Source organism: Mesobacillus sp. ABV4_180 (assembly GCF_056158485.1).
In genome coordinates this window covers 2,273,402-2,293,405 of the sequence record NZ_JBSWTJ010000001.1, presented here as the reverse complement: position 1 = coordinate 2,293,405, position 20,004 = coordinate 2,273,402, and the positions used below count along the sequence as shown (strand labels likewise).

The following is a 20,004-nucleotide window of genomic DNA, read 5'->3' as shown; positions in this document are numbered from 1 at the left end:
TGTTTTTATTGCTTTCCTGTAATATAGTAAGGTGGAACTCTCAGCCAGCCTTTTTCTTGCATGAGAGCCTTGAAAGTCAATGAAAAAGTTATCTTCATCATGTGATATTTTGCAAACAGATACCCCACATCAGAACGGACCGATTCTGTAATCCCCCTTGTTGCTGCTGTAATCCCGACAACTAGATTATAGGCAATCAGGTTCGCGATTTCCTCGTCATTCATCTTTGCGCCTTCAGGAAGTGCCTGAAAATCCCCGACAATCTTTTCAGCTCCGACATCTGGTAAAGGAAGACCTTCGTCTTTGAAAAATTGTGTTAATTCTTCAATCATCGGACGGTGGACATTGTTGATAATATCTGTGATTTTTTCTTTAAGATCAGGATCCTGTGCCAAATTGTACCCATGCTGATCATAACGCAGTGTTTGTTCAGTTCCATGTAAGTAAAACCACAAATTCATGACTTCTCCAACATGCAGCGGTTTCTTGTCACCATCAATGAAAGGTATAAACGCATCCTTCATGACTTCAAACAGATTCAAAAACAGCACCTCCATTCGGAAGGATTATTTGCAGTTATTGTTGGAAATTAGATACTGTTTTATTCATCCTTTAACTTAATCCGCTTCTAATTCGAGATTTTGTTTTATTAATCCAATGAAATTTCTAGCTGGTGTGGATAGGTAATGCTGTTTAAGCCAGATTAAACCCACAGATGATTGGAGTGACGAATCGGTGATTTCCCTGGCATAAAGACTCTGGTGACCATAGGACTGGAAAACTGATTTGGGAACTATGGTTGCTCCAACGCCAGAAGAAACGAGTTCCATCAGGACTTTCATGTCTGAGCATTCACATACAACTTCTAAGGATAGCTGCGCCTTGGTGAATGACTCGTGGATGATATTATAGCTCCCTAGCCCTTCAGTACTAGGCAGGATTAACGGGGATATGCTTATATCAACTATTGATATCGGTCCCTCACCTTTGTATTTACACACGTATAAGAATGATTCATTGTAAAGATGCAGATAGTTCAGGTCATGGTTTGGCAATGGCAGCCTGATTAGTGCAAGTTCAATTGTCCGGTTTTTTACGAGTTCAGCAAGATAAGCTGAATCATTCTGAACGATTTTCAAGTACACCTGGGGAAATGATGTATGAAATGAATCAAGCCAATCTGGAAATTCAGGCACTGAAAGAGTATTGATCCCTATGGACAAATTCCCTTTCCTTCCTTCTTCCGTTTCCATGAGCTCACTTTTTACTTCCTCAAAGGAATGAACGATATTGAGCGCATGTCTGTAAAGCACGTTACCTTTGTCTGTCAATTCAAGTTTTTTTCCATTTCGTTCAACGAGCATCACTCCTAATTCTTCTTCCATTTGTTTTAATTGGAGGCTTAATGGCGGCTGTGACATATGGAGTCTGTTAGCTGCTGCTGTAATATTTCTTTCTTCGGCAATTGCAATGAAATATCTCATCTGTCTTATGTCCATAGGAACTCCTCTATATAAAATAAGTATGGTTTATATATTTATTATATATTTTTCATATGGTAAAAGTCTATGGTACGATATTTTCATTCGTTTCTGAACGGAAAAATTTATCTGTATTATAGAGAGGAGAAAAAAATGGATAAATTATTTCAACTTAATGCGCATGGTACAACGATTGGAAGAGAGTTATCAGCTGGACTGATCTCTTATATTACGGTCGTTTATATTATCATTGTGAATGCAACGATTTTATCTGCTGCAGGAATCCCGCTTGAAGCAGGGATCATTGCAACAATTCTGACTGTATTTGCAGGATGCTTGTTAATGGGCTTCTGGAGCAACACACCAATACTTGTGATTCCTGGTATGGGTTTGAATGCGATGTTTACCTATACGATCGTCCAGTCAGGAGGTTTTGCATGGCAGGAAGCGCTGGCGATGGTCTTCGTTTCTGGTATTCTTTTTATGGTACTGGCTTTCACTCCTTTGGCAAAAACCATCATTGCTTCAATTCCGGACTCATTAAAAGAGGCCATTACAGTTGGGATTGGAATTCTGTTGATATTGATTGGGTTTGACAATAGCGGAATCATCACAAGCTCTGACCACACCCTTCTTGCGGTGGGAGACTTAAGCAGTTCAACAGCATTGATAACATTGATCGGCTTGATCTTAACAGTAATCTTGTTCATTAAAAATGTACCAGGCAACCTATTGCTGAGCATTGTGTTTACATCGATTCTTTCGCTTCTTTTCGGGGATTTCAATAGGGGCGGAGTGACATGGAGCATGCCATCAATCTCAGAGTATACATCTGTTTTTGGGCAGCTTTCCTTCGCAAAGGCCGGTAATTTCGTTTTCTGGCTGACAGCCTTCTCCCTAGCAATGGTTGTCATTTTTGAAAATATTGGCTTAATCCATGGGCATACAAAAATGCTTAACCAGCCTCAAAAATCGAAAAAGGCACTCCAGGCAAATGCGATTTCTGTCGCTACTGCTGGCATCTTCGGAACTAGTCCAACAGTATCATCTGTTGAAAGTGCTGCAGGGATAGCTGCTGGCGGGCGTACAGGATTGACGAGCATCGTAACTGGAGTCCTGTTTCTTGCTTCCATTGTGCTGATCCCGGTAATTAAGCTGGTTCCGGAAAGTGCTGTTTCACCTGTATTGATATTAATCGGTGTATTAATGCTGCAGAATATCACGCATATCAAGTTGGATGACTTGCTTGAAAGCTTTCCTGCCCTGTTGATTATTGTCCTGATTCCACTGACATACAGCATTGCTGACGGCATGGCAATTGGTTTCATCCTCTACCCTTTAATGAAACTGTTAATGGGAAAGGGCCGAGACATCCAACCTGCTCTTTATATGATTGCACTTTTATTCCTGGGCAATTTCATTCTTCAATATGCCCTATAATAAAGTAAAAACAGCCTCGATTTCCGGGGCTGTTTTAATTTGCTCTTTTTATTACACATGCAGAGGCTTGAGTAACTACATTCGGGATATATTTGTTTGCTTCTTGAAGCAATTGGAACTGTGCTGCCTGTGCCTGGTTGATCGTTCCCATGCCATGCATCATAAGCGCCCTTTCAAGGCCCAGCATTTGATCCAGTCCATTGGCATAATAAAGACTTTCTCCTGCCCCTGGATAATAGGATTCCAGCGGCTTCTTGTTTGAGATGATATGATATTGAGCTTCCCCTTTTTGCGAGTAGCCTGCAAGCACTGCTTCAAAGGAACGACCGCTCTTAGAGTATGAGAAGTCCCCATCGAAAAAGGATGCCTGGATGGATTCAGCGATTTCTTTAAGGGAGAAACCCTGCTTTACAAGTGTTTCAGCAGCTGGGGCTGCCATGGCTGAAAACTCTTCATCCCCGGAAAAGGCAACTAAGGCAGTGTCAGGAATGATTTCTCTTAATCTGACACTTTCCTCCATCGTTTGCCGGCTTTTGATATCCGTAACTACCGAAATAAAATCTTCCCTGGCGACTATTGATACAAGGCTCATAGAGTTCACTCCTTCGATTCCATCTATCTTTAACATACTCTTCTTGTTGAATTTTTCAATAGGAGAAACTGTCGGTTTATAAGAAGTTTGCTCGGGTTTTGTAGGGTGACCATTTAAATGGTCGGATAGCTGTATATAAAATGATTTTAAGGGGATTTTTGCTGTTTGAAAGAGCTCATACACAAGGATTCTGAATCCAAGATGATGCGTGGAAACTCACTTTTAGGCATGACCAATCTAGTCTGGATTTCTAAAAAAACCGCTTTAATGGACATCTCAAGACGGGACGCTTGCCAATATGTCTAAAAACCCTGGTTTATTGGACATTTCAAGATGTGTCTCTAGCTAAAATGTCTAAAAATCCCGCTTTAATGGACATTTCAAGATGGGGCTCTTGTCAAAATGTCTAAAAACCTCGCTTTAATGGACATTTCAAAACGGGACGCTTGCCAATATGTCTAAAAAACCTGGTTTATTGGACATTTCAAGACGGGACGCTTTCCAAAATGACTAAAAAATTTAACCATATAATCATTTGGGTGTAGATTAAAGAAACTCGCCAATTATGTTAATTAGCTTGCAAAGAGTGAACCGTCCATCTGCTTAGTCAAAAAAACCCCCTGATCCAAGGATCAGGGGGTTTGGCATAATTATGCTTTTAATTTATCACGAAGTACCATTTGCAGGATACCGCCGTGACGGTAGTAGTCGATTTCGACTTCTGAATCGAAACGCACAAGTGCTTCGAAAGTCTTCTTGTTGCCTTCTTCATCAGTTGCTGTCACTGTGAGGATGTCGCGTGGACGTACATTTTCATCAATTTGGACATCAAATGATTCTTTTCCTGTCAGGCCAAGAGTTTCTGCGCTTTCCCCAGCTTTGAATTGAAGTGGCAGAACGCCCATCAATACTAGGTTAGAACGGTGGATACGCTCGAAGCTTTCAGCTAAGACAGTCTTGATTCCTAATAAGTTAGTACCTTTCGCAGCCCAGTCACGGGATGATCCCATACCGTAATCTTTGCCAGCCATAACCATAAGTCCTGTACCCTGCTCTTTGTACTTCATGCAAGCATCAAAGATAGACATGACTTCGCCAGTTGGCCAGTAAGTTGTGAAGCCGCCTTCTGTGCCAGGAGCGATTTGGTTGCGGATACGGATGTTTGCAAATGTTCCGCGCATCATGACATCATGGTTACCACGGCGTGAACCGTAAGAGTTGAAGTCGCGTGGTTCTACACCCTTTTCGCGCAGATATTTTCCAGCTGGAGTATCTTTGCCGATCGCTCCTGCAGGAGAAATATGGTCAGTCGTTACAGAATCACCGAACTTGCCAACTACACGCAGGCTGTTCAATGGTGCAACTTCTCCAGCTTCAGGAGTTAAACCTTCGAAGAATGGAGGGTTCGCGATATATGTTGAATCCTCATCGAATGTATATAGAGGATCGCTGTTTGTTTGGATTTCATTCCATTTCTCGTTGTCAGTGAACACTGTTTCGTACTCTCTGCGGAACAGTTCTGGTGTTACAACGCGGTGAACGACTTCATTCACTTCTGCAGTTGATGGCCAGATATCCTTGAAGAATACATCGTTTCCATCCTTGTCTTTTCCGATTGGATCGTTCTGCAGGTCGATATCCACTGTACCAGCAAGAGCATATGCAACAACCAATGGAGGTGAAGCAAGGTAGTTTGCTTTTACAAGCGGATGAATACGGCCTTCGAAGTTACGGTTTCCGGAAAGGACGGATGTAACAAGAAGATCACTTTCAGCTACAGACTTTTCGATTTCTGGCTTTAATGGACCAGAGTTACCGATACATGTAGTACATCCATAACCTACAAGGTTGAAACCAAGAGTTTCAAGGTAAGGAAGCAATTCTGAATCGCGAAGGTATCCAGTAACAACCTTTGAACCAGGAGCTAAAGAAGTCTTAACGAACTTAGGAACTTCCATTCCGAGCTCAACAGCTTTTTTAGCAACAAGTCCTGCGCCTACTAGTACATATGGATTTGATGTATTTGTACAGCTAGTGATCGCAGCGATTGCGATGGCACCAGTTTTCATCTTTGTGCTGTCGCCATTAGCGAACTCAATAACAGCTTCTTTTTCGATTTCTTTCTTTCCAAGGCCGAATCCCTGGTTTCCAGCTGGTGCAGTCAATGCTTCCTTGAAGGATTTCTGCATTTGTGAAAGCGGGATTAAATCCTGAGGGCGCTTAGGGCCTGACAGATTAGCTTCGATTTCGGAAAGATTGATTTCTACTACATCAGTGTAAACTGGCTCTAATGAAGGATCGAAGAATAGACCGTTTTCCTTGCAGTATGCCTCGACTACTTTAATGTGGTCTTCTGAACGTCCTGTTAAGCGCATGTAATCCAATGCTTCGCCATCTACTGGGAAGAATCCGCAAGTTGCGCCGTATTCAGGAGCCATGTTGGCAACTGTAGCACGGTCAGCAAGCGGAAGTGCCGTTACGCCAGGTCCGAAGAACTCGACAAATTTACCGACAACGCCTTTGCTGCGAAGAACCTGAGTCACTTTAAGTGCAAGGTCAGTTGCAGTAGCTCCATTCGGCATATCTCCTACTAATTTAACACCTACAACTTCCGGAACTGGGAAGTATGATGGCTGGCCAAGCATTCCTGCTTCAGCTTCGATACCGCCTACACCCCATCCTAGAACGCCAATACCATTGATCATCGTAGTATGTGAGTCAGTACCTACCAATGAATCCGGGAATGTTTCAAACTCGCCATCTGCATTTTCTACTGCATGGACAACGTTTGCAAGGTATTCAAGGTTAACCTGGTGGACGATCCCTGTTGCAGGAGGAACAGCACGGTAGTTATCGAATGCTTTCTGTGCCCAGCTTAAGAACTGGTAACGTTCTGCGTTACGTTCGAATTCTAGTTCCATGTTCACATTAAGTGCGTCTGGAGTTCCGTATTTATCAACCTGTACAGAGTGGTCAATTACTAGATCAACCGGCTTCTCAGGATTGATTTTTTGTGGGTCTCCACCCATGTCAGCCATTGCTTTTCTAAGTGAAGCAAGGTCAACAACTGCTGGTACGCCAGTGAAGTCCTGGAGAATGACACGTGAAGGCTTGAACGGTACATCTACTTCCTTAACTTCGCTAGTTCCCCATTTTGCAAGATTTTCAACATGCTCTTTTGTAATTACAAAGCCATCATGCTGACGGAGCACGGATTCAAGCAAAACCTTAACGGAGTATGGTAATTTAGTTACATTTCCGATTCCAGCTTTTTCAAGTGCTGCCAGGCTGTAGTAATGATAGCGTTTCCCGTCAATTTCAAATGAATTGCGGGCGTTAAAAACATCATGGTTTGACATATGTTTACCCCCTTCTTTTACGTAAACATCATAAACTAAATATAGGTAATTGTCGAAAAGTTTGAATTTTGTTAGTCATCCTAACTTTTCTCACAATTTCATATTAATATAACCATGTATATAAGTAAATAACAAGAAAGTTATTGTGCTTAATAAGTTTTTCTTATTATAAATATCATATTCATTATTAAAACAAGTTTTATGTGAGCTATTTGTGAGAAATATTTGGTCTTGATTTCAAAGGAAATTGGCAATTACTATTTCACGAAAATGAAAAAACGGAATTGTGCGAGGAGTCATGGGAAAAAATATGGCGTATGGAGGTGAATTTTATGGTGAAAAGAAAAGCAAATCATGTCATTCCCGGTGCGAATGCAGCTAAAGCGCAAGGCAATGGTGCAGGGTTTAATGAGGAAATGGCAAATGAGCCTATGACTGAAGTGGAAAAACAAAACAACAAGAAGCGAAAGAAAAATCAATAGAATAAAAAGCGGAAGGCCAACCTTCCGCTTTTTCTCTAATTAATCAATATTCACTTCATTCACAATGCTCTGAAGGTCCTGCCGGAATCTTTCAAGCTGGGCACGTTGGTGTTCAGAGGCATTTTCCAATGCGTTTTCTATTTGCTGGAATGCTTCATTCACTTCAGTTTTCAGATGTTTTAACTGGTGGCCATAGCTTGCACTGTCTCTTACGATTTCAGAATACAGTCCCTGAGCGTCTTCAAACCCCTGCTGCGCAGCCTGGAAAGCTTGTTGTTTATCTTTATGATAAGGCATATGTTGTTTCCTCCTGATGTGATAAATCTTATACCGTTAAATTGCACAGTTCTAAATAAATTATTCAGTATAAATTTAACGGAAAATCTAATCCTAAACTCAGGAGGGATGAGCAATGAACAAAAATGATTCCAAAGATATGCGCAAAAACGCACCTAAGGGTGACCAGGACAGCCAGCCAGCACCGTTAAGCGGTTCCAAAAAAGTAAAAAACCGCAACCATACTCGACAAAAACATAATTCAAGTCATGATATGTAAACAATAAAGGGCTGCCAGGATTTCCTGGCAAGCCCTTATAAGATTTGCTGCAATGCATCAAGAATGTGATTTTCTTCCTCATCTGTTACCGTACGCAAATCGATATGTACTTCTTCCTTATGGATCCGTACAATGATTCCGGGAGTAAATGCCGTGCGGAGCACTCTGGCAATTCTTTCGGCGCTTACCTCAGGATGGGATAATGCCGCAATGAAAGTTGGCAATTGAACATCCGGCATAGTTCCCCCGCCAACCTGGCTGGTTCCCTCTATCACATGGGCTTTCATTGGCGTGTTCAAAACATTGAGTTTATCAACAAATTGCACAGTACGGCTTTTGATTTTTTCCGAAGGAACAAGTAAATCTCTGAGTGCTGGTATATTCTTTAGGCCTTCCGCACCTTTAAGATAATCCATCAACGTCCCCTCTAATGCTGCAAGTGTCATTTTATCAACTCGGAAAGCACGAGCCAATTGGTGCCTTTTCAACATTTCTATCAAATTATTTTTACCGGCAATAATCCCGGCCTGTGGCCCGCCAAGCAATTTGTCTCCGCTAAAAGATACGATGTCTGCTCCCATTTTCAGTACTTCACCGACAACAGGTTCGTCTCCGATTCCGTGCCTCTTAAAATCATAGAGCACACCGCTCCCGAGATCTTCGTAAAAAATGACGTGTTCGTGCTTACCTGCGAGATGTGATAATTCCTCAGTTTCAATCGTTTTTGAAAATCCATAAATTTTGAAATTGCTTGTATGGACCTTTAGGACCATCGCTGTTTGATCGTTTATGGCATTTTCATAGTCGTGCAAATGAGTCTTATTCGTTGTGCCAACTTCAACCAAATGTGCTCCGCTTTCTTCCATGATCGAAGAAATTCTGAATGAGCCCCCTATTTCAACTAATTGACCCCGTGAAACAATGACTTCTTTATTTTTAGCGAATGCACTCAGGATTAAAAATACAGCAGCTGCGTTATTATTCACGACCATGGCTGCTTCTGCACCTGTGACCTGTTTTATTATGTTTTCCACATGACTATGACGAGAACCACGCTCTCCCTCTTGAAGCTTATATTCCAGATTGGAATAATTCATGGCGGTTTCTACTACGTGCCGGATGGCATTTTCGCTCAACCGCGCCCGTCCAAGATTCGTATGTAAAATGGTGCCAGTGGCATTGATGACCCTTTTAAGTGTATAGTCCAATCGGTCAGCAGCAGAAGCATCAACAAACTTAAATAGATGATCGATGAATGCTCCTGTACCGGGTTCCGGTCCTTCGTATGTTCCCTGTAACAAACTCGTTCTGATTTCAGCTAGAACTTGCTTCATTACCTCTGTAATATATTCGGTGTCGATGCCATGTTTTTCGATCAGTAATTTGTTTCTGGAATCTTTCTGCAGGTCATGAACCGCAGGAAGCTGTCTCAAAAAGTGTTTCAAGTCTATCTCCCCCAAAAAGATGGTGCATTGGTTAATTATATCATTATTGCCCGGCAATAAGTTTTTTCAAAACAGTGAATTAAAGGAGTTCATATCTGGATAAACTGCCTGTTTAGCCTTTTAAGTAATGTTAAAGTCTATAAATAGCGAAAAAACCTGGCGAATGCCAGGTTTAATTCTTTGATTCCATTTGTTTTATGATTTCATCTGTATCAGGAAAAACCCCTGTTTCCAGCTTTGAATAAAGTAGCTTGCCGTTCAAAGTAACTTCAAATGCACCTTTTGAAGCCGGTATAAGTTCCATCTTTTCTATCTGGCTTAGGAAATGTGTAAATAGTTCTTCCGCGAAACTCGCGGCTTTAGGAGCATAGTTTCATTGCATGCAAAATTGGACGGATACGTGAAGTTTTTCCATCTTAAAACCCCCTTGTGAATTTTCTATGTATTTATTGTCATTTTAGTGTAAAGTCAATCTCTGTGCAAATAATAGTAGCTTAAGGGTGATTTTAAAAATCAGAAAGAGTATACTTCTGTTGAGGTGATAAGGTTGAGTGAGCACGAAAAAATCCGTCTGACATCATTGTCAACAAAAGCTGGCTGAGGCTGCAAAATCAGTCCTGAGGACTTGACGCAAGTTTTGCGTCTATTACCGGAACAGGAGCCAGTTCCTGAATTGCTTGTCGGACATGAAACATCCGATGATGCAGGTGTATATAAATTGACAGATAGCATTGCCCTGATCCAAACCATTGATTATTTCACCCCGATTGTTGATGATCCCTATATGTTTGGCCAAATTGCAGCTGCGAATGCCCTAAGCGATGTGTATGCTATGGGAGGAGAACCAAAAACCGTCCTGAATATTGTCGGTTATCCCGTTAAAAAACTTGGACCGGACATTCTGGCTGAAATACTGAGGGGTGCCGGAGACAAAGTGAAAGAAGCTGGTGCAGTTACGGTGGGAGGCCACTCCATCGATGACCAGGAACCAAAATTTGGTTTGTCTGTTACTGGTCTGGCACATCCTGATGCAATCTGGAAAAATGTCGGTGCTGAACCTGGAGATCTCCTGGTGCTTTCCAAACCAATAGGTGTCGGCATCATGACAACGGGAATCAAGCGCAGTGCAGTGACTGCCGAGCAGGAACAAGAAGTGGCCGAAATGATGGCCTTGCTGAATAAATCTGCAGCGGAAGCCCTGAAAGAATTTAGCCCGCATGCTGTAACTGATGTTACCGGATTTGGCCTGCTTGGGCATGGAAGTGAGATTGCACGCGGCAGCAATGTGAGTTTCGAGATATCTTTATCTAAAGTCCCTGTCCTGGATGGTACATTTGACTTGGCTGAAAAAGGTATTGTACCGGGAGGGTCAAAATCCAACCATAAATGGCTTGTTGATGATGTGGAATATGATGAGATTTCTGCAGAAGAGCAACTCGTCCTTTGTGATGCAATTACTTCTGGAGGTCTTCTCGTCTCTCTTCCCGAAAATGAGGCAGAGCAATATGTTCAAACCTTAAAGGACAACGGACTCCAATATGCTTCAATCATTGGCAAAGTTACAGAAAAGAAAGATAAACTGATCTACGTAAAAAGGTGAAATCATGACGATTTCACCCTTTTTTTACAGGTAAGAAAGTATAAATTTCATTACGAGAATTGTCTAGCTCCAGCGCTTGTCGGGGCTAACCAAGGCGCTTGCGCTTTTCTTATTTATAGCTTCATTTTTAATTTTTCCAGCATATCAGCTGTCATGCTTGATAGATCATATCTTGCTTTGAATCCCCACTCTTCAGCTGCTGCAGAAGAATCGATAGAATTTGGCCAGCTATCAGCGATTGCCTGGCGGACTGAATCAACGTTGTAAGAGATTTCGAAACCAGGGATATGCTTTTTAATTTCAGCTGCAAGCTCCTCTGGATCAAAGCTCATTGCTGTCACGTTAAAGGCATTCCGGTGAATCAGTTTTGAAGGATCAGCTTCCATCAAATCAATGATCGCACCGAGAGCATCTGGCATGTACATCATGTCCATATAGGTTCCTTTATCGATGTAGGAGCTATACTTTCCATTCTTGATTGCTTCATAGTAGATTTCAACAGCATAATCGGTAGTGCCGCCTCCAGGAGGGGCTACATAAGAAATCAACCCTGGGAACCTTACTCCCCTTGTGTCGACTCCGAACCGGTGGAAATAATAATCAGCAAGCAATTCTCCTGCAACCTTATTCACACCATACATTGTCGTAGGACGCTGAATGGTGTCCTGGGGAGTATTGTCTTTGGGTGTGCTCGGCCCAAAAGCACCGATGGAACTTGGGGTGAAAAATTGCAGATTTAGTTCCCTTGCCGTTTCAAGTGCATTCATCAACCCGCCCATATTAAGATTCCAGGCAAAAACAGGCTTTGTTTCAGCGGTGGCAGAAAGCAATGCAGCCATATGCATGATGGTATCCACATTATACTTTTTTGAAAGCTCCACCATGCGGTTTGCGTCCATAACATCAAGAAGCTCAAATGGTCCATTGGCAGCAGCTTCTGAATCCGTCTTTCTGATGTCAGTTGCTATGACATTGTCTTGTCCGTAGATTTCCCGCAGTTTTACAGTTAGTTCAGAACCAATCTGGCCAAGTGCGCCAGTAATCAAGATTTTCTTCATTCTATGTACTCCTCCCGGTTGTTCATACAAAAGGATGCCGGCCTGGCAGGCAAACCGGCTTTTTTCCTATTCTTGCATTTGGTTATATGATCCCTAATTCCTTGCCCACTTTTTCATAAATTGAAATGGCTTGATCGAGCATTTCTTTCGTATGGGCAGCTGACGGCATATTCCTTACACGGCCTGTACCGCGTGGCACTGTAGGGAATACGATTGATTTTGCATATACTCCCTCATCATACAAGCGCTTGCTGAATTCCTGGGTCTTCACTTCATCACCAATGATACATGGAGTGATTGGCGTTTCGGAATGGCCAATATCGAAACCAAGTTTTTGAAGGCCATCTTTTAAGTAGTTTGCATTTTCCCATAGACGTTCGTTCAGTTCGGTACTATCCATCAGGATTTCAATGGCTTTTATGCTTGCAGCAACATCTGCTGGAGTAAGTGAAGTTGAGAAAAGGAACGGACGGCTTCGTACTTTTAGCCAGTCAATCAGATTTTGCTTTCCGGCAACATATCCACCGACGACGCCAATAGCCTTTGACAGAGTCCCGATTTGGAAATCGACTTTGTCCGAAAGCCCAAAATGCTTGACTGTGCCAGCGCCTTCACCCAGTACCCCGGATCCGTGTGCATCGTCGACATAAGTAATCAGGTCGAATTCTTCCGCAATTTCCACGATCTCAGGAAGCTTTGCGATGTCCCCGTCCATTGAGAAGACGCCATCGGTGATGACCATGATTTTATTGTATTGGCCCGATTCCTTGGCTTCTTTTGCTTTTGCGCGAAGGTCTTCCATATCAGAGTGGTTGAAGCGGATGATTTTTGCCCTGGAGAGGCGGCAGCCATCAATAATTGAAGCGTGATTCAATTCATCAGACAGGATGGCGTCATTTTTATCCATGACAGCTGATATCGCAGCCATATTACACATGAATCCTGACTGATAAGCAATAGCAGCTTCTGTCTTTTTGAATTTCGCAAGTTTTTCCTCTAGTTCAATGTGGAGCTTGAGTGTCCCGTTAATTGTACGGACTGCTCCTGCCCCAACACCATATTGATCGATTGCTTCGTCTGCAGCCTTCTTTAAGCTTTCATCAGTAGCAAGACCAAGGTAGTTGTTAGATGATAGATTGATCATTTCTTTTCCATTGATTGTAATGACTGGTCCATTTGGACTTTCGAGCGGGTCAATTACATTATATAAACCCTTTCCTTTCAAATCTTCCAGGTTTTCATTTAAAAATTGATCTAATACTTTGCTAGACATCGTAAATCCCCTTTCTGCCAACAGTTAGGCATGTCATTATTATGGATACAACTGTCTTTATGGAGTAGACAATGGTTCTGCCTCTCCTTCCATATATTCTGTGCGTTCACAAAATATACTTTACCATATTTATTTTGTTTGTACATCTATGAAGGACAGAAAACGCTTACTTTTTTTATTGGGTTAGTTTTCCCTAATAAGCGAAGAAAACATGAAAAATTGTGTTTTTTTTCATTTTACTGGTTTGAATGTTGTTAAGAGGGTATAGAAGATGGAGCCAGTCTGCAGCCAAGCAGTTATGGCGGGGGCAGTGAAGTCTTACATAATCATCACTCCCTCCTTATTTCAATAGAAATAGAAAATGAAAATGGGAGGCTAATTATATGAAATATCCATTGAATGTTACATCTGAAATTGGGGAATTGAAATCTGTGGTCCTTCACAGGCCTGGCAAAGAGGTCGAGAACCTTACGCCAAAATATCTGGAACGCCTGCTTTTTGATGATATCCCTTACCTGCCAGCGGTTCAAAGAGAGCATGATTATTTCGCTGATGTTCTCAGGAACCGAGGGGTTGAGGTTCTTTATTTGGAAAAATTAATGGAAGAAGCATTGAATACGGAAGAGTTGCGCAAGGCGTTCATTGATCAGGTATTGAATGAAAGCAAAAGCAATCTTAACGGTTCAAGGAGTACAGTCGAGGAATATCTCCACTCTTTTTCTACAGCTGAAATGATCCGTAAAGTTATGTCAGGAGTACTGAAATCTGAAATTGACCAGGAGAAAAAAATCCATCTGCATGAGCTTTTGGATGATTATTATCCATTCTTCCTTGATCCAATGCCTAATCTTTATTTTACAAGAGATCCTGCTGCAGTAATAGGAGATGGAATCTCTCTCAACAAGATGTGTGAAGGAGCAAGAAAACGAGAGTCGTTATTCATGGATTTCATCATTAAATACCATCCCAGATTCTCCAAACATGACATCCCTCATTGGTATGACCGGGATCAATATTATCCGCTTGAAGGCGGAGACGAGCTTGTCCTCAGCCAGAATGTCATTGCGGTTGGTGTAAGCGCAAGAACATCAGCGCTGGCAATTGAAAAAATGGCGAAAAGGATTTTCTCTCGGAATGGCTCTATTAAAAAAGTAGTGGCTGTTGAAATCCCCAAACTGAGAGCTTATATGCATCTGGATACTGTTTTCACCATGGTTGACCATGAAAAATTCACAATTCATCATGGTATCGAAGGACCAAATGGAAAAATGAAAATCTATATACTTGAGAAGAGCAATGATCCTGACCAGCTAGCAATTACCGAGCGATCGAATCTAACAGAAACGCTAAAGGAGGTTCTTAATCTACAGGAGTTAGTATTAATCCCCTGTGGAGGCGGTCATGAAATTGCAGCAGCCCGAGAACAATGGAATGACGGTTCCAATACACTTGCAATTGCTCCTGGTGTCGTTGTTACCTATGATCGTAACTATGTTTCAAATGATCTGCTGCGGAAAAATGGCGTTGAAGTTATTGAGATTCCAAGCTCAGAGCTATCAAGGGGCCGTGGCGGCCCGCGCTGCATGAGCATGCCGATTTACAGGGATGATCTATAAATTAAAAAAGCAGTCCTGCTCAGGACTGCTTTAAATGTATGTTCTAGTTGGCGGCCAGGTAGCTTTGCAATTCCTTGATCAATTGTTCTGCTCCCTCTCTGCTCAAGACGATTTTACCATCTGCTAGTGTCATGTTGTCATTGCTGATCGTTCCTGTAATGAAACAAGTTAGATCAGGCTGATACTTCTTCAGGATGATCATGTCATCATCAACGAATATCTCCAATGGATCATTCTCCCCTATGCTCAGCTTTTTCCTTAACTCCATCGGAATCACAACTCTGCCAAGCTGATCCGTTTTCCTGACAATTCCTGTAGCCTTCATGTAGCATCCTCCCCTACTGATAAATATATGGGATGTGGATGACTGTCCTGCGGATCGATTCTAGCCCAGTACAATTATAACAAAATGAGGCATAATTTTACATTTCAAATGTGTCAAATCATTCGACAAATCTGGAGAAATTAAAGCTCTGAAACTTACTCAAGTTTATTTAGTCTGTTTGTTTTGTACTACAATTAATATGCCTTCGCCCATAGGACCATTTTATCTGCTTTTTGGCCACAGACAACGCATTTCTCCCCTGTTTTTTCTTGTTCGAATGGAATGCAGCGTGATGTTGCTGACGTTTCTTCTTTGATTTTATCTTCACAGGCTCTATCCCCGCACCACATTGCTTTTATGAAGCCTGTTTCCTTCTCAAGGATGGACTTGAATTCATTTAGATCCAGGGCCGCATTTGTTTTTTCTTCGCGGTGGTCCTTTGCTTTCTCGTATAGACTGCGCTGAATATCATCGAGCAATATAGGGAGTTTTGTCTCCAGTTCGACAATTGGCACAAAGGTTTTTACTCCTGTATCGCGCCTTGCTAGGACTACCTGGCCTTTTTCGATATCTTTTGGCCCTACCTCCAACCGGACAGGAATCCCTTTCATTTCGTATTCATTAAACTTCCAGCCTGGTTTTTTATCGCTGGCATCGATGCCGACACGTGCTATAGCTTTTAATTTTTCTTTTAAATCATATGCAAAATCCAATACGCCTTCCTTGTGCTGGGCGATAGGCACAATCATCACCTGGATTGGTGCTGCTTTTGGTGGTAATACTAAACCGCGGTCATCTCCATGGACCATGATCATCGCTCCGATTACTCTCGTTGTGAAACCCCATGAAGTTTGCTGTACGTACTGAAGCTGGCCATCCTTATCCGTGTATTGTATGCCGAAAGCCCTTGCAAATCCGTCACCAAGGTGATGGGAGGTCCCTGTCTGAAGTGCTTTACCATCGTGCATCAAGCTTTCAATCGTGTAAGTTAGCTTTGCACCTGCGAACTTCTCTTTATCCGTTTTTTGTCCCTGAACGACCGGTATTGCAAGAATGTTTTCGCAAACAACAGCATACACTTTCAGCATTTTCACTGTTTCTTCAAGAGCTTCTTCGTCAGTCGCATGGCAGGTATGCCCTTCCTGCCAAAGAAATTCAAGTGTTCTCAGGAACGGGCGTGTGGTCTTTTCCCATCGTACGACATTCGCCCACTGGTTATACAGCTTTGGAAGGTCGCGATAAGAATGGATGATGTTCTTATAATGCTCGCAAAAAAGTACCTCTGATGTTGGCCGGACTACGAGGCGCTCCGCCAATTCTTCGGATCCGCCATGTGTGACCCACGCCACTTCGGGAGCAAATCCTTCAATATGATCCTTCTCCTTCTGCAGCAAGCTTTCAGGGATGAACAGCGGCATATACACATTTTCGTGTCCGGTTTCCTTAATGCGGTAATCCAGCTCATTCTTGATGTTTTCCCACAGTGAGTAACCGTAAGGACGGATGATCATGGACCCCCTTACACTTGAATAATCAATCAAATCAGCCTTAGTGACAACATCGGTATACCATTGTGCAAAGTCTTCTTCCATTGATGTAATTTCTTTTACAAAATCCTTAGCCATTTCTGCACCTCATTATTTTTTCTTTTTATCGTTAAACGCAAAAAAGGCCTTGATCCCAAAAGGGGCCAAGGCCTGGCGGTACCACCCTAATTCATAAAGCAATGCTTTAACTCTGCATGATAACGGAATTGATCCGCCGTGATCTTCAACCAATCCGATCCGGGACTCGAAGGCAGGTTCAAATGGCAGCCAATAGGAGCTTTTCAGCGTGCAGCTCCCTCTCTGGGAATGGCGGTTACATTCTACTGATCCTCGTCAGCGTCATTATATTTTTGATGATTATATATAGAAAAAAGGGAAATGTCAATTTTTACTTGATATTTCATTATTTCTGGACAAGTAGATTTTTTCAGCAACATAACTTGCTCCCAATCCTATGATAAAGGGCAACAGGGATCTGGATTCGGATGTAAAGCCGGATGAAGTCTTATTATATTGCTGATGGAAAATAAGAAGATCAATACTTAGTAGGTGGCCTGTTAAGTAAAGCAGACCAGTAATGATAATAAATGTGCCAAATGCTACTGAAAATCTGTTAAGCTTCATCGAACCATCCAATCAATTGTTATTATCTTCCTATAATAATTGAATCTTCAGGCTATTTCAACACCGAAAAGGCTAAATTCTATTAAAAGAATTTAGCCTTTCGTCTTATTTATGATGAAAAGGACATTGGCCTTCTATGGGTTTGCTGTCATCGCCGATAAAATACATTTTCCATTCCCGGTGGTCGGGATCACCATAATGGCTTATATTAGGGTGCTTTGGAAGGTTGTCCCACTTCTCAACGCGCTCTCTGACTTTTTCCCGTGACATAATTCCGCCCTTTGATGTCCCTTCCAGTCCTTCGAAAATTTTTCGCGGCTGGAAGCCAAGAACGAGACTATTGCCGAGGTCCCTTGTCTTTCGCTGTTTATAGGCTGGAGCATTACCGAAGGCAAAGAATGGTTCACCTGCAAACGAAAATGCCCATAAATGATGGTCAGGGTCTTTAGGATAATCTGCCGGCCATGGCTGTGTATCTTTTTCATGCAAGAATTGAAGTACATTCCAAAAGTATTCACGATAATATTCGATTGTTTTTTCTTCCATTTCAGGTTCGACGAATACAAACAACCCATGCCTTATCAGAGGCTTTGAATCATCAAACAATGCAATGAATTCTTCGATCGCGCCAGGCAGTTGATCCCAATTGTCCCGGCTGATATATGAGTAACGGAGTTCCCCTTTTTTCTCGGCAGACATCCCAAAGTAGCAGGGAAACTCTCTATTCGTTACGACATCCCTGAAATTTTTATATTCTCTGATCACCCATTCAGGAACAAGGTCAGGATTGACCATATCTTCCTTGGTAAACAAATAACTGTTGGTAACTGTCATGTTTTACACCTCAAATTAGTTAGTCAGTTACCTTTTACCCTGTTTCTATGGCAATAAACTATATAGTGGAAAAGTAAAAGCACGCAATCTGCGTGCCTTTACTTCAATCATTTTACTTTAGTCCCTGGCTCTGTGTTGTAGAGGAACTATTATTCTTCAATAAAACTTTTAATCCTTTCCCGATGTCTGAAGCGAGAATGTAATTCCTGTCAACGAAAACGCCCCAAATATCAGATTGTTCGGGTGTATACTGTCCGATTTGGACAGGCTTTTCAGGATTAGTAATGTCAACCGCCCTTACTCCGCCTGCGTAATGAGATAAGTATAATGTGTTGCCTCTAACCTTCGGATCATGGACAGTATTTGCAAAAGTAGCTCCATCTTCCACATTATCAACTAAATCCGTCTTGAATTCACTTAACAGCTTAGGTTTTGTTTTATCCTTGATATCGAAGATCCTTGTGTAACCATAAGCCTGCTCATATCCAGCTTTGGTTGGATTATACACCTCGCGAGTCTCAATCAGTACCGTACCGCCTTTTGCAAGCGTGGCCGAATGCGCAGAGCCCTGCTGTGTTGATGCATATTCTGTCCTTCCTAGGTATTGAGGATTGTCAGGATGGCTGATATCAAAAATAACGGTACCCAAATCCCACATAGAAACATATGCGTACTTGCCTGTCTCATCAACCATTGTACTATGGTTGAATACCGGGCGTGTCTTGCCGTCAGGAGCGGTCCAGTAATAACCGTCGAAATCATCAGGGACTTCCTCCAGTGATCTCGGATCAAATTCCCATAGTTTTTGAGGTTCTGATGGATTGCTGACATCAACAATCTGGAAATCCTTTTCTTCACCATGGCTGTAATAATCGGCATAAGGGTTAGCTGCCAGTACGATTGCCCGGTTATCCTGAACAGTTAAGTATAATTCGTGAGTCCCTCTCGTTTTCTTGGTAACCTCGTAGAATCCAAGCTTTTTAGGCTCAACTGGATTCGTGACATCATAAAGCAAAAATCCACCCTTGGATTCAGGACTATTATTGTTTAACTGCTGTACGCTCACCACCGCAAGGTCACCCTTGAAGGATGGGGTGTTTACACTTTTCACAATGACCTTTTCCTGCCATGTTCCAGGAATGTCATTATTCGCAAACACGGCAACTTCTTTCGGATTGGCTGGATCCTTCATATCAAAGACGCGGACTCCGCCATTGCCTCCGTTCCTCGTGTGCGTTCCCATATAAGCATAACTTTTATGAGCGTATACATCTGCAAAGCTGTTTTGTTTTCCGTCTTCCCTTACCGTCCTCATCTCAGGGGCTGCAGCTTCATGTAAAAACTGAAGGTTCTTGCTCCCTTCCAACACAGGAACCGCGACATTGCTATATCCTGTTCTCTCGCCTTTTTCAAGATTGACATCACCTAGCTCATCATGGGCAAGGACATTGAAAGGAATCGACGAGAGAGATAATGCGCCTGCTAGAATTAAACTGGAGAACATTCGTTTTTTCTTCATTTTTTTGCCTCCTCCTATGTATTGGATATCACTATATCAGAGGTGAAAACTCTCTATCAATTAAAAAACTGTATATTTTGTAAATTCAGTAAATTTAACCTAAGTATGTAATTTTTTGTTAAGTCATTGGTATCTGTTTCGTTAACCAAAATAGGTAAATGTCCACAAATTAATGCTTGGTTGTTTCCATAACTTCCTGTCTAGAAAAACCTAGTCGAAAGTCAGAGAATTTAGTATGATTAAGGAATGTGAT

Annotated in this window: 17 protein-coding genes, 1 pseudogene and 1 other annotated feature; of the genes and pseudogenes, 5 read left to right on the top strand and 13 right to left on the bottom strand. The window is 42.1% G+C overall.

Translation table 11 applies throughout. The features are described from left to right. Nucleotides 1-5: 5 nt before the first annotated feature. Nucleotides 6-542: a DUF3231 family protein gene (locus ACXAEA_RS11710; RefSeq protein WP_475096056.1), complete on the bottom strand. Its 537-nt coding sequence runs from the start codon at nucleotides 540-542 to the stop codon at nucleotides 6-8. A 75-nt stretch (nucleotides 543-617) separates the two neighbouring features. Further along, complete coding sequence (locus ACXAEA_RS11705) at nucleotides 618-1,499, bottom strand: LysR family transcriptional regulator (protein ID WP_475096055.1); 882 nt, start codon at nucleotides 1,497-1,499, stop codon at nucleotides 618-620. 135 nt (nucleotides 1,500-1,634) lie between these two features. Between ACXAEA_RS11705 and ACXAEA_RS11700 the strand changes: the two genes are divergently transcribed. After that, complete coding sequence (locus tag ACXAEA_RS11700) at nucleotides 1,635-2,921, top strand: NCS2 family permease (RefSeq protein WP_475096054.1); 1,287 nt, start codon at nucleotides 1,635-1,637, stop codon at nucleotides 2,919-2,921. 34 nt (nucleotides 2,922-2,955) lie between these two features. Here ACXAEA_RS11700 and ACXAEA_RS11695 read toward each other — a convergent pair whose 3' ends face one another. Next, nucleotides 2,956-3,513, bottom strand: coding sequence for a hypothetical protein (locus ACXAEA_RS11695; RefSeq protein WP_475096053.1), 558 nt, complete (start codon nucleotides 3,511-3,513; stop codon nucleotides 2,956-2,958). Nucleotides 3,514-4,163: 650 nt separating this feature from the next. Then, the gene (gene acnA, locus ACXAEA_RS11690; RefSeq protein ID WP_475096052.1) at nucleotides 4,164-6,872 is read right to left on the bottom strand and encodes an aconitate hydratase AcnA; all 2,709 of its coding nucleotides are present in this window, start codon (nucleotides 6,870-6,872) and stop codon (nucleotides 4,164-4,166) included. Nucleotides 6,873-7,204: 332 nt separating this feature from the next. On the opposite strand from acnA, the gene sspO reads away from it, so the two are divergent. Then, complete coding sequence (gene sspO, locus ACXAEA_RS11685) at nucleotides 7,205-7,354, top strand: small acid-soluble spore protein O (RefSeq protein ID WP_475096051.1); 150 nt, start codon at nucleotides 7,205-7,207, stop codon at nucleotides 7,352-7,354. A gap of 39 nt (nucleotides 7,355-7,393) precedes the next feature. Here sspO and ACXAEA_RS11680 read toward each other — a convergent pair whose 3' ends face one another. Continuing rightward, nucleotides 7,394-7,651 carry a DUF2524 family protein gene (locus ACXAEA_RS11680; protein WP_475096050.1) on the bottom strand — a complete coding sequence of 86 codons (258 nt, stop codon included), beginning with the start codon at nucleotides 7,649-7,651 and terminating at the stop codon, nucleotides 7,394-7,396. Nucleotides 7,652-7,766: 115 nt separating this feature from the next. Here ACXAEA_RS11680 and ACXAEA_RS11675 point away from each other — a divergent pair, with 115 nt between their 5' ends. After that, a complete protein-coding gene (locus tag ACXAEA_RS11675; RefSeq protein ID WP_475096049.1) occupies nucleotides 7,767-7,910 on the top strand; it encodes a small acid-soluble spore protein P in 144 nt (47 codons plus the stop codon). Between the two features lie 35 nt (nucleotides 7,911-7,945). Here the strand turns inward: ACXAEA_RS11675 and selA are convergent, their stop codons facing one another. After that, nucleotides 7,946-9,355, bottom strand: a complete 1,410-nt coding sequence (selA, locus tag ACXAEA_RS11670; RefSeq protein ID WP_475096048.1) for an L-seryl-tRNA(Sec) selenium transferase — start codon at nucleotides 9,353-9,355, stop codon at nucleotides 7,946-7,948. A 172-nt stretch (nucleotides 9,356-9,527) separates the two neighbouring features. Then, a pseudogene (locus ACXAEA_RS11665) lies at nucleotides 9,528-9,716 on the bottom strand (Rdx family protein); the annotation flags it as partial. 186 nt (nucleotides 9,717-9,902) lie between these two features. On the opposite strand from ACXAEA_RS11665, the gene selD reads away from it, so the two are divergent. Next, entirely contained in the window at nucleotides 9,903-10,955 is a 1,053-nt protein-coding gene (selD, locus tag ACXAEA_RS11660; protein WP_475096047.1) for a selenide, water dikinase SelD, read from the top strand. Nucleotides 10,956-11,068: 113 nt separating this feature from the next. Here the strand turns inward: selD and ACXAEA_RS11655 are convergent, their stop codons facing one another. Both ACXAEA_RS11655 and ACXAEA_RS11650 read right to left on the bottom strand, forming a co-directional pair. Beyond that, nucleotides 11,069-12,013, bottom strand: a complete 945-nt coding sequence (locus ACXAEA_RS11655) for an L-threonine 3-dehydrogenase (protein ID WP_475096046.1) — start codon at nucleotides 12,011-12,013, stop codon at nucleotides 11,069-11,071. An 82-nt stretch (nucleotides 12,014-12,095) separates the two neighbouring features. Then, nucleotides 12,096-13,286, bottom strand: a complete 1,191-nt coding sequence (locus ACXAEA_RS11650) for a glycine C-acetyltransferase (protein WP_475096045.1) — start codon at nucleotides 13,284-13,286, stop codon at nucleotides 12,096-12,098. A gap of 383 nt (nucleotides 13,287-13,669) precedes the next feature. Between ACXAEA_RS11650 and arcA the strand changes: the two genes are divergently transcribed. Continuing rightward, a complete protein-coding gene (arcA, locus tag ACXAEA_RS11645; RefSeq protein ID WP_475096044.1) occupies nucleotides 13,670-14,902 on the top strand; it encodes an arginine deiminase in 1,233 nt (410 codons plus the stop codon). A gap of 43 nt (nucleotides 14,903-14,945) precedes the next feature. Here the strand turns inward: arcA and ACXAEA_RS11640 are convergent, their stop codons facing one another. The 4 genes from ACXAEA_RS11640 to ACXAEA_RS11625 all read right to left on the bottom strand — a co-directional run bounded on the left by ACXAEA_RS11640 (nucleotide 14,946) and on the right by ACXAEA_RS11625 (nucleotide 19,751). Continuing rightward, nucleotides 14,946-15,227 carry an AbrB/MazE/SpoVT family DNA-binding domain-containing protein gene (locus ACXAEA_RS11640; protein ID WP_475096043.1) on the bottom strand — a complete coding sequence of 94 codons (282 nt, stop codon included), beginning with the start codon at nucleotides 15,225-15,227 and terminating at the stop codon, nucleotides 14,946-14,948. Between the two features lie 194 nt (nucleotides 15,228-15,421). Further along, nucleotides 15,422-16,852, bottom strand: a complete 1,431-nt coding sequence (gene proS / locus ACXAEA_RS11635) for a proline--tRNA ligase (protein ID WP_475096042.1) — start codon at nucleotides 16,850-16,852, stop codon at nucleotides 15,422-15,424. Between the two features lie 57 nt (nucleotides 16,853-16,909). Then, nucleotides 16,910-17,120: a binding site (T-box leader), on the bottom strand. Nucleotides 17,121-17,503: 383 nt separating this feature from the next. Beyond that, nucleotides 17,504-18,232, bottom strand: a complete 729-nt coding sequence (locus tag ACXAEA_RS11630; RefSeq protein ID WP_475096041.1) for a YqcI/YcgG family protein — start codon at nucleotides 18,230-18,232, stop codon at nucleotides 17,504-17,506. A gap of 112 nt (nucleotides 18,233-18,344) precedes the next feature. Next, nucleotides 18,345-19,751 (bottom strand): LVIVD repeat-containing protein, encoded by a 1,407-nt coding sequence (locus ACXAEA_RS11625; protein ID WP_475096040.1) that lies wholly within the window; start codon nucleotides 19,749-19,751, stop codon nucleotides 18,345-18,347. Nucleotides 19,752-20,004 lie beyond the last annotated feature (253 nt).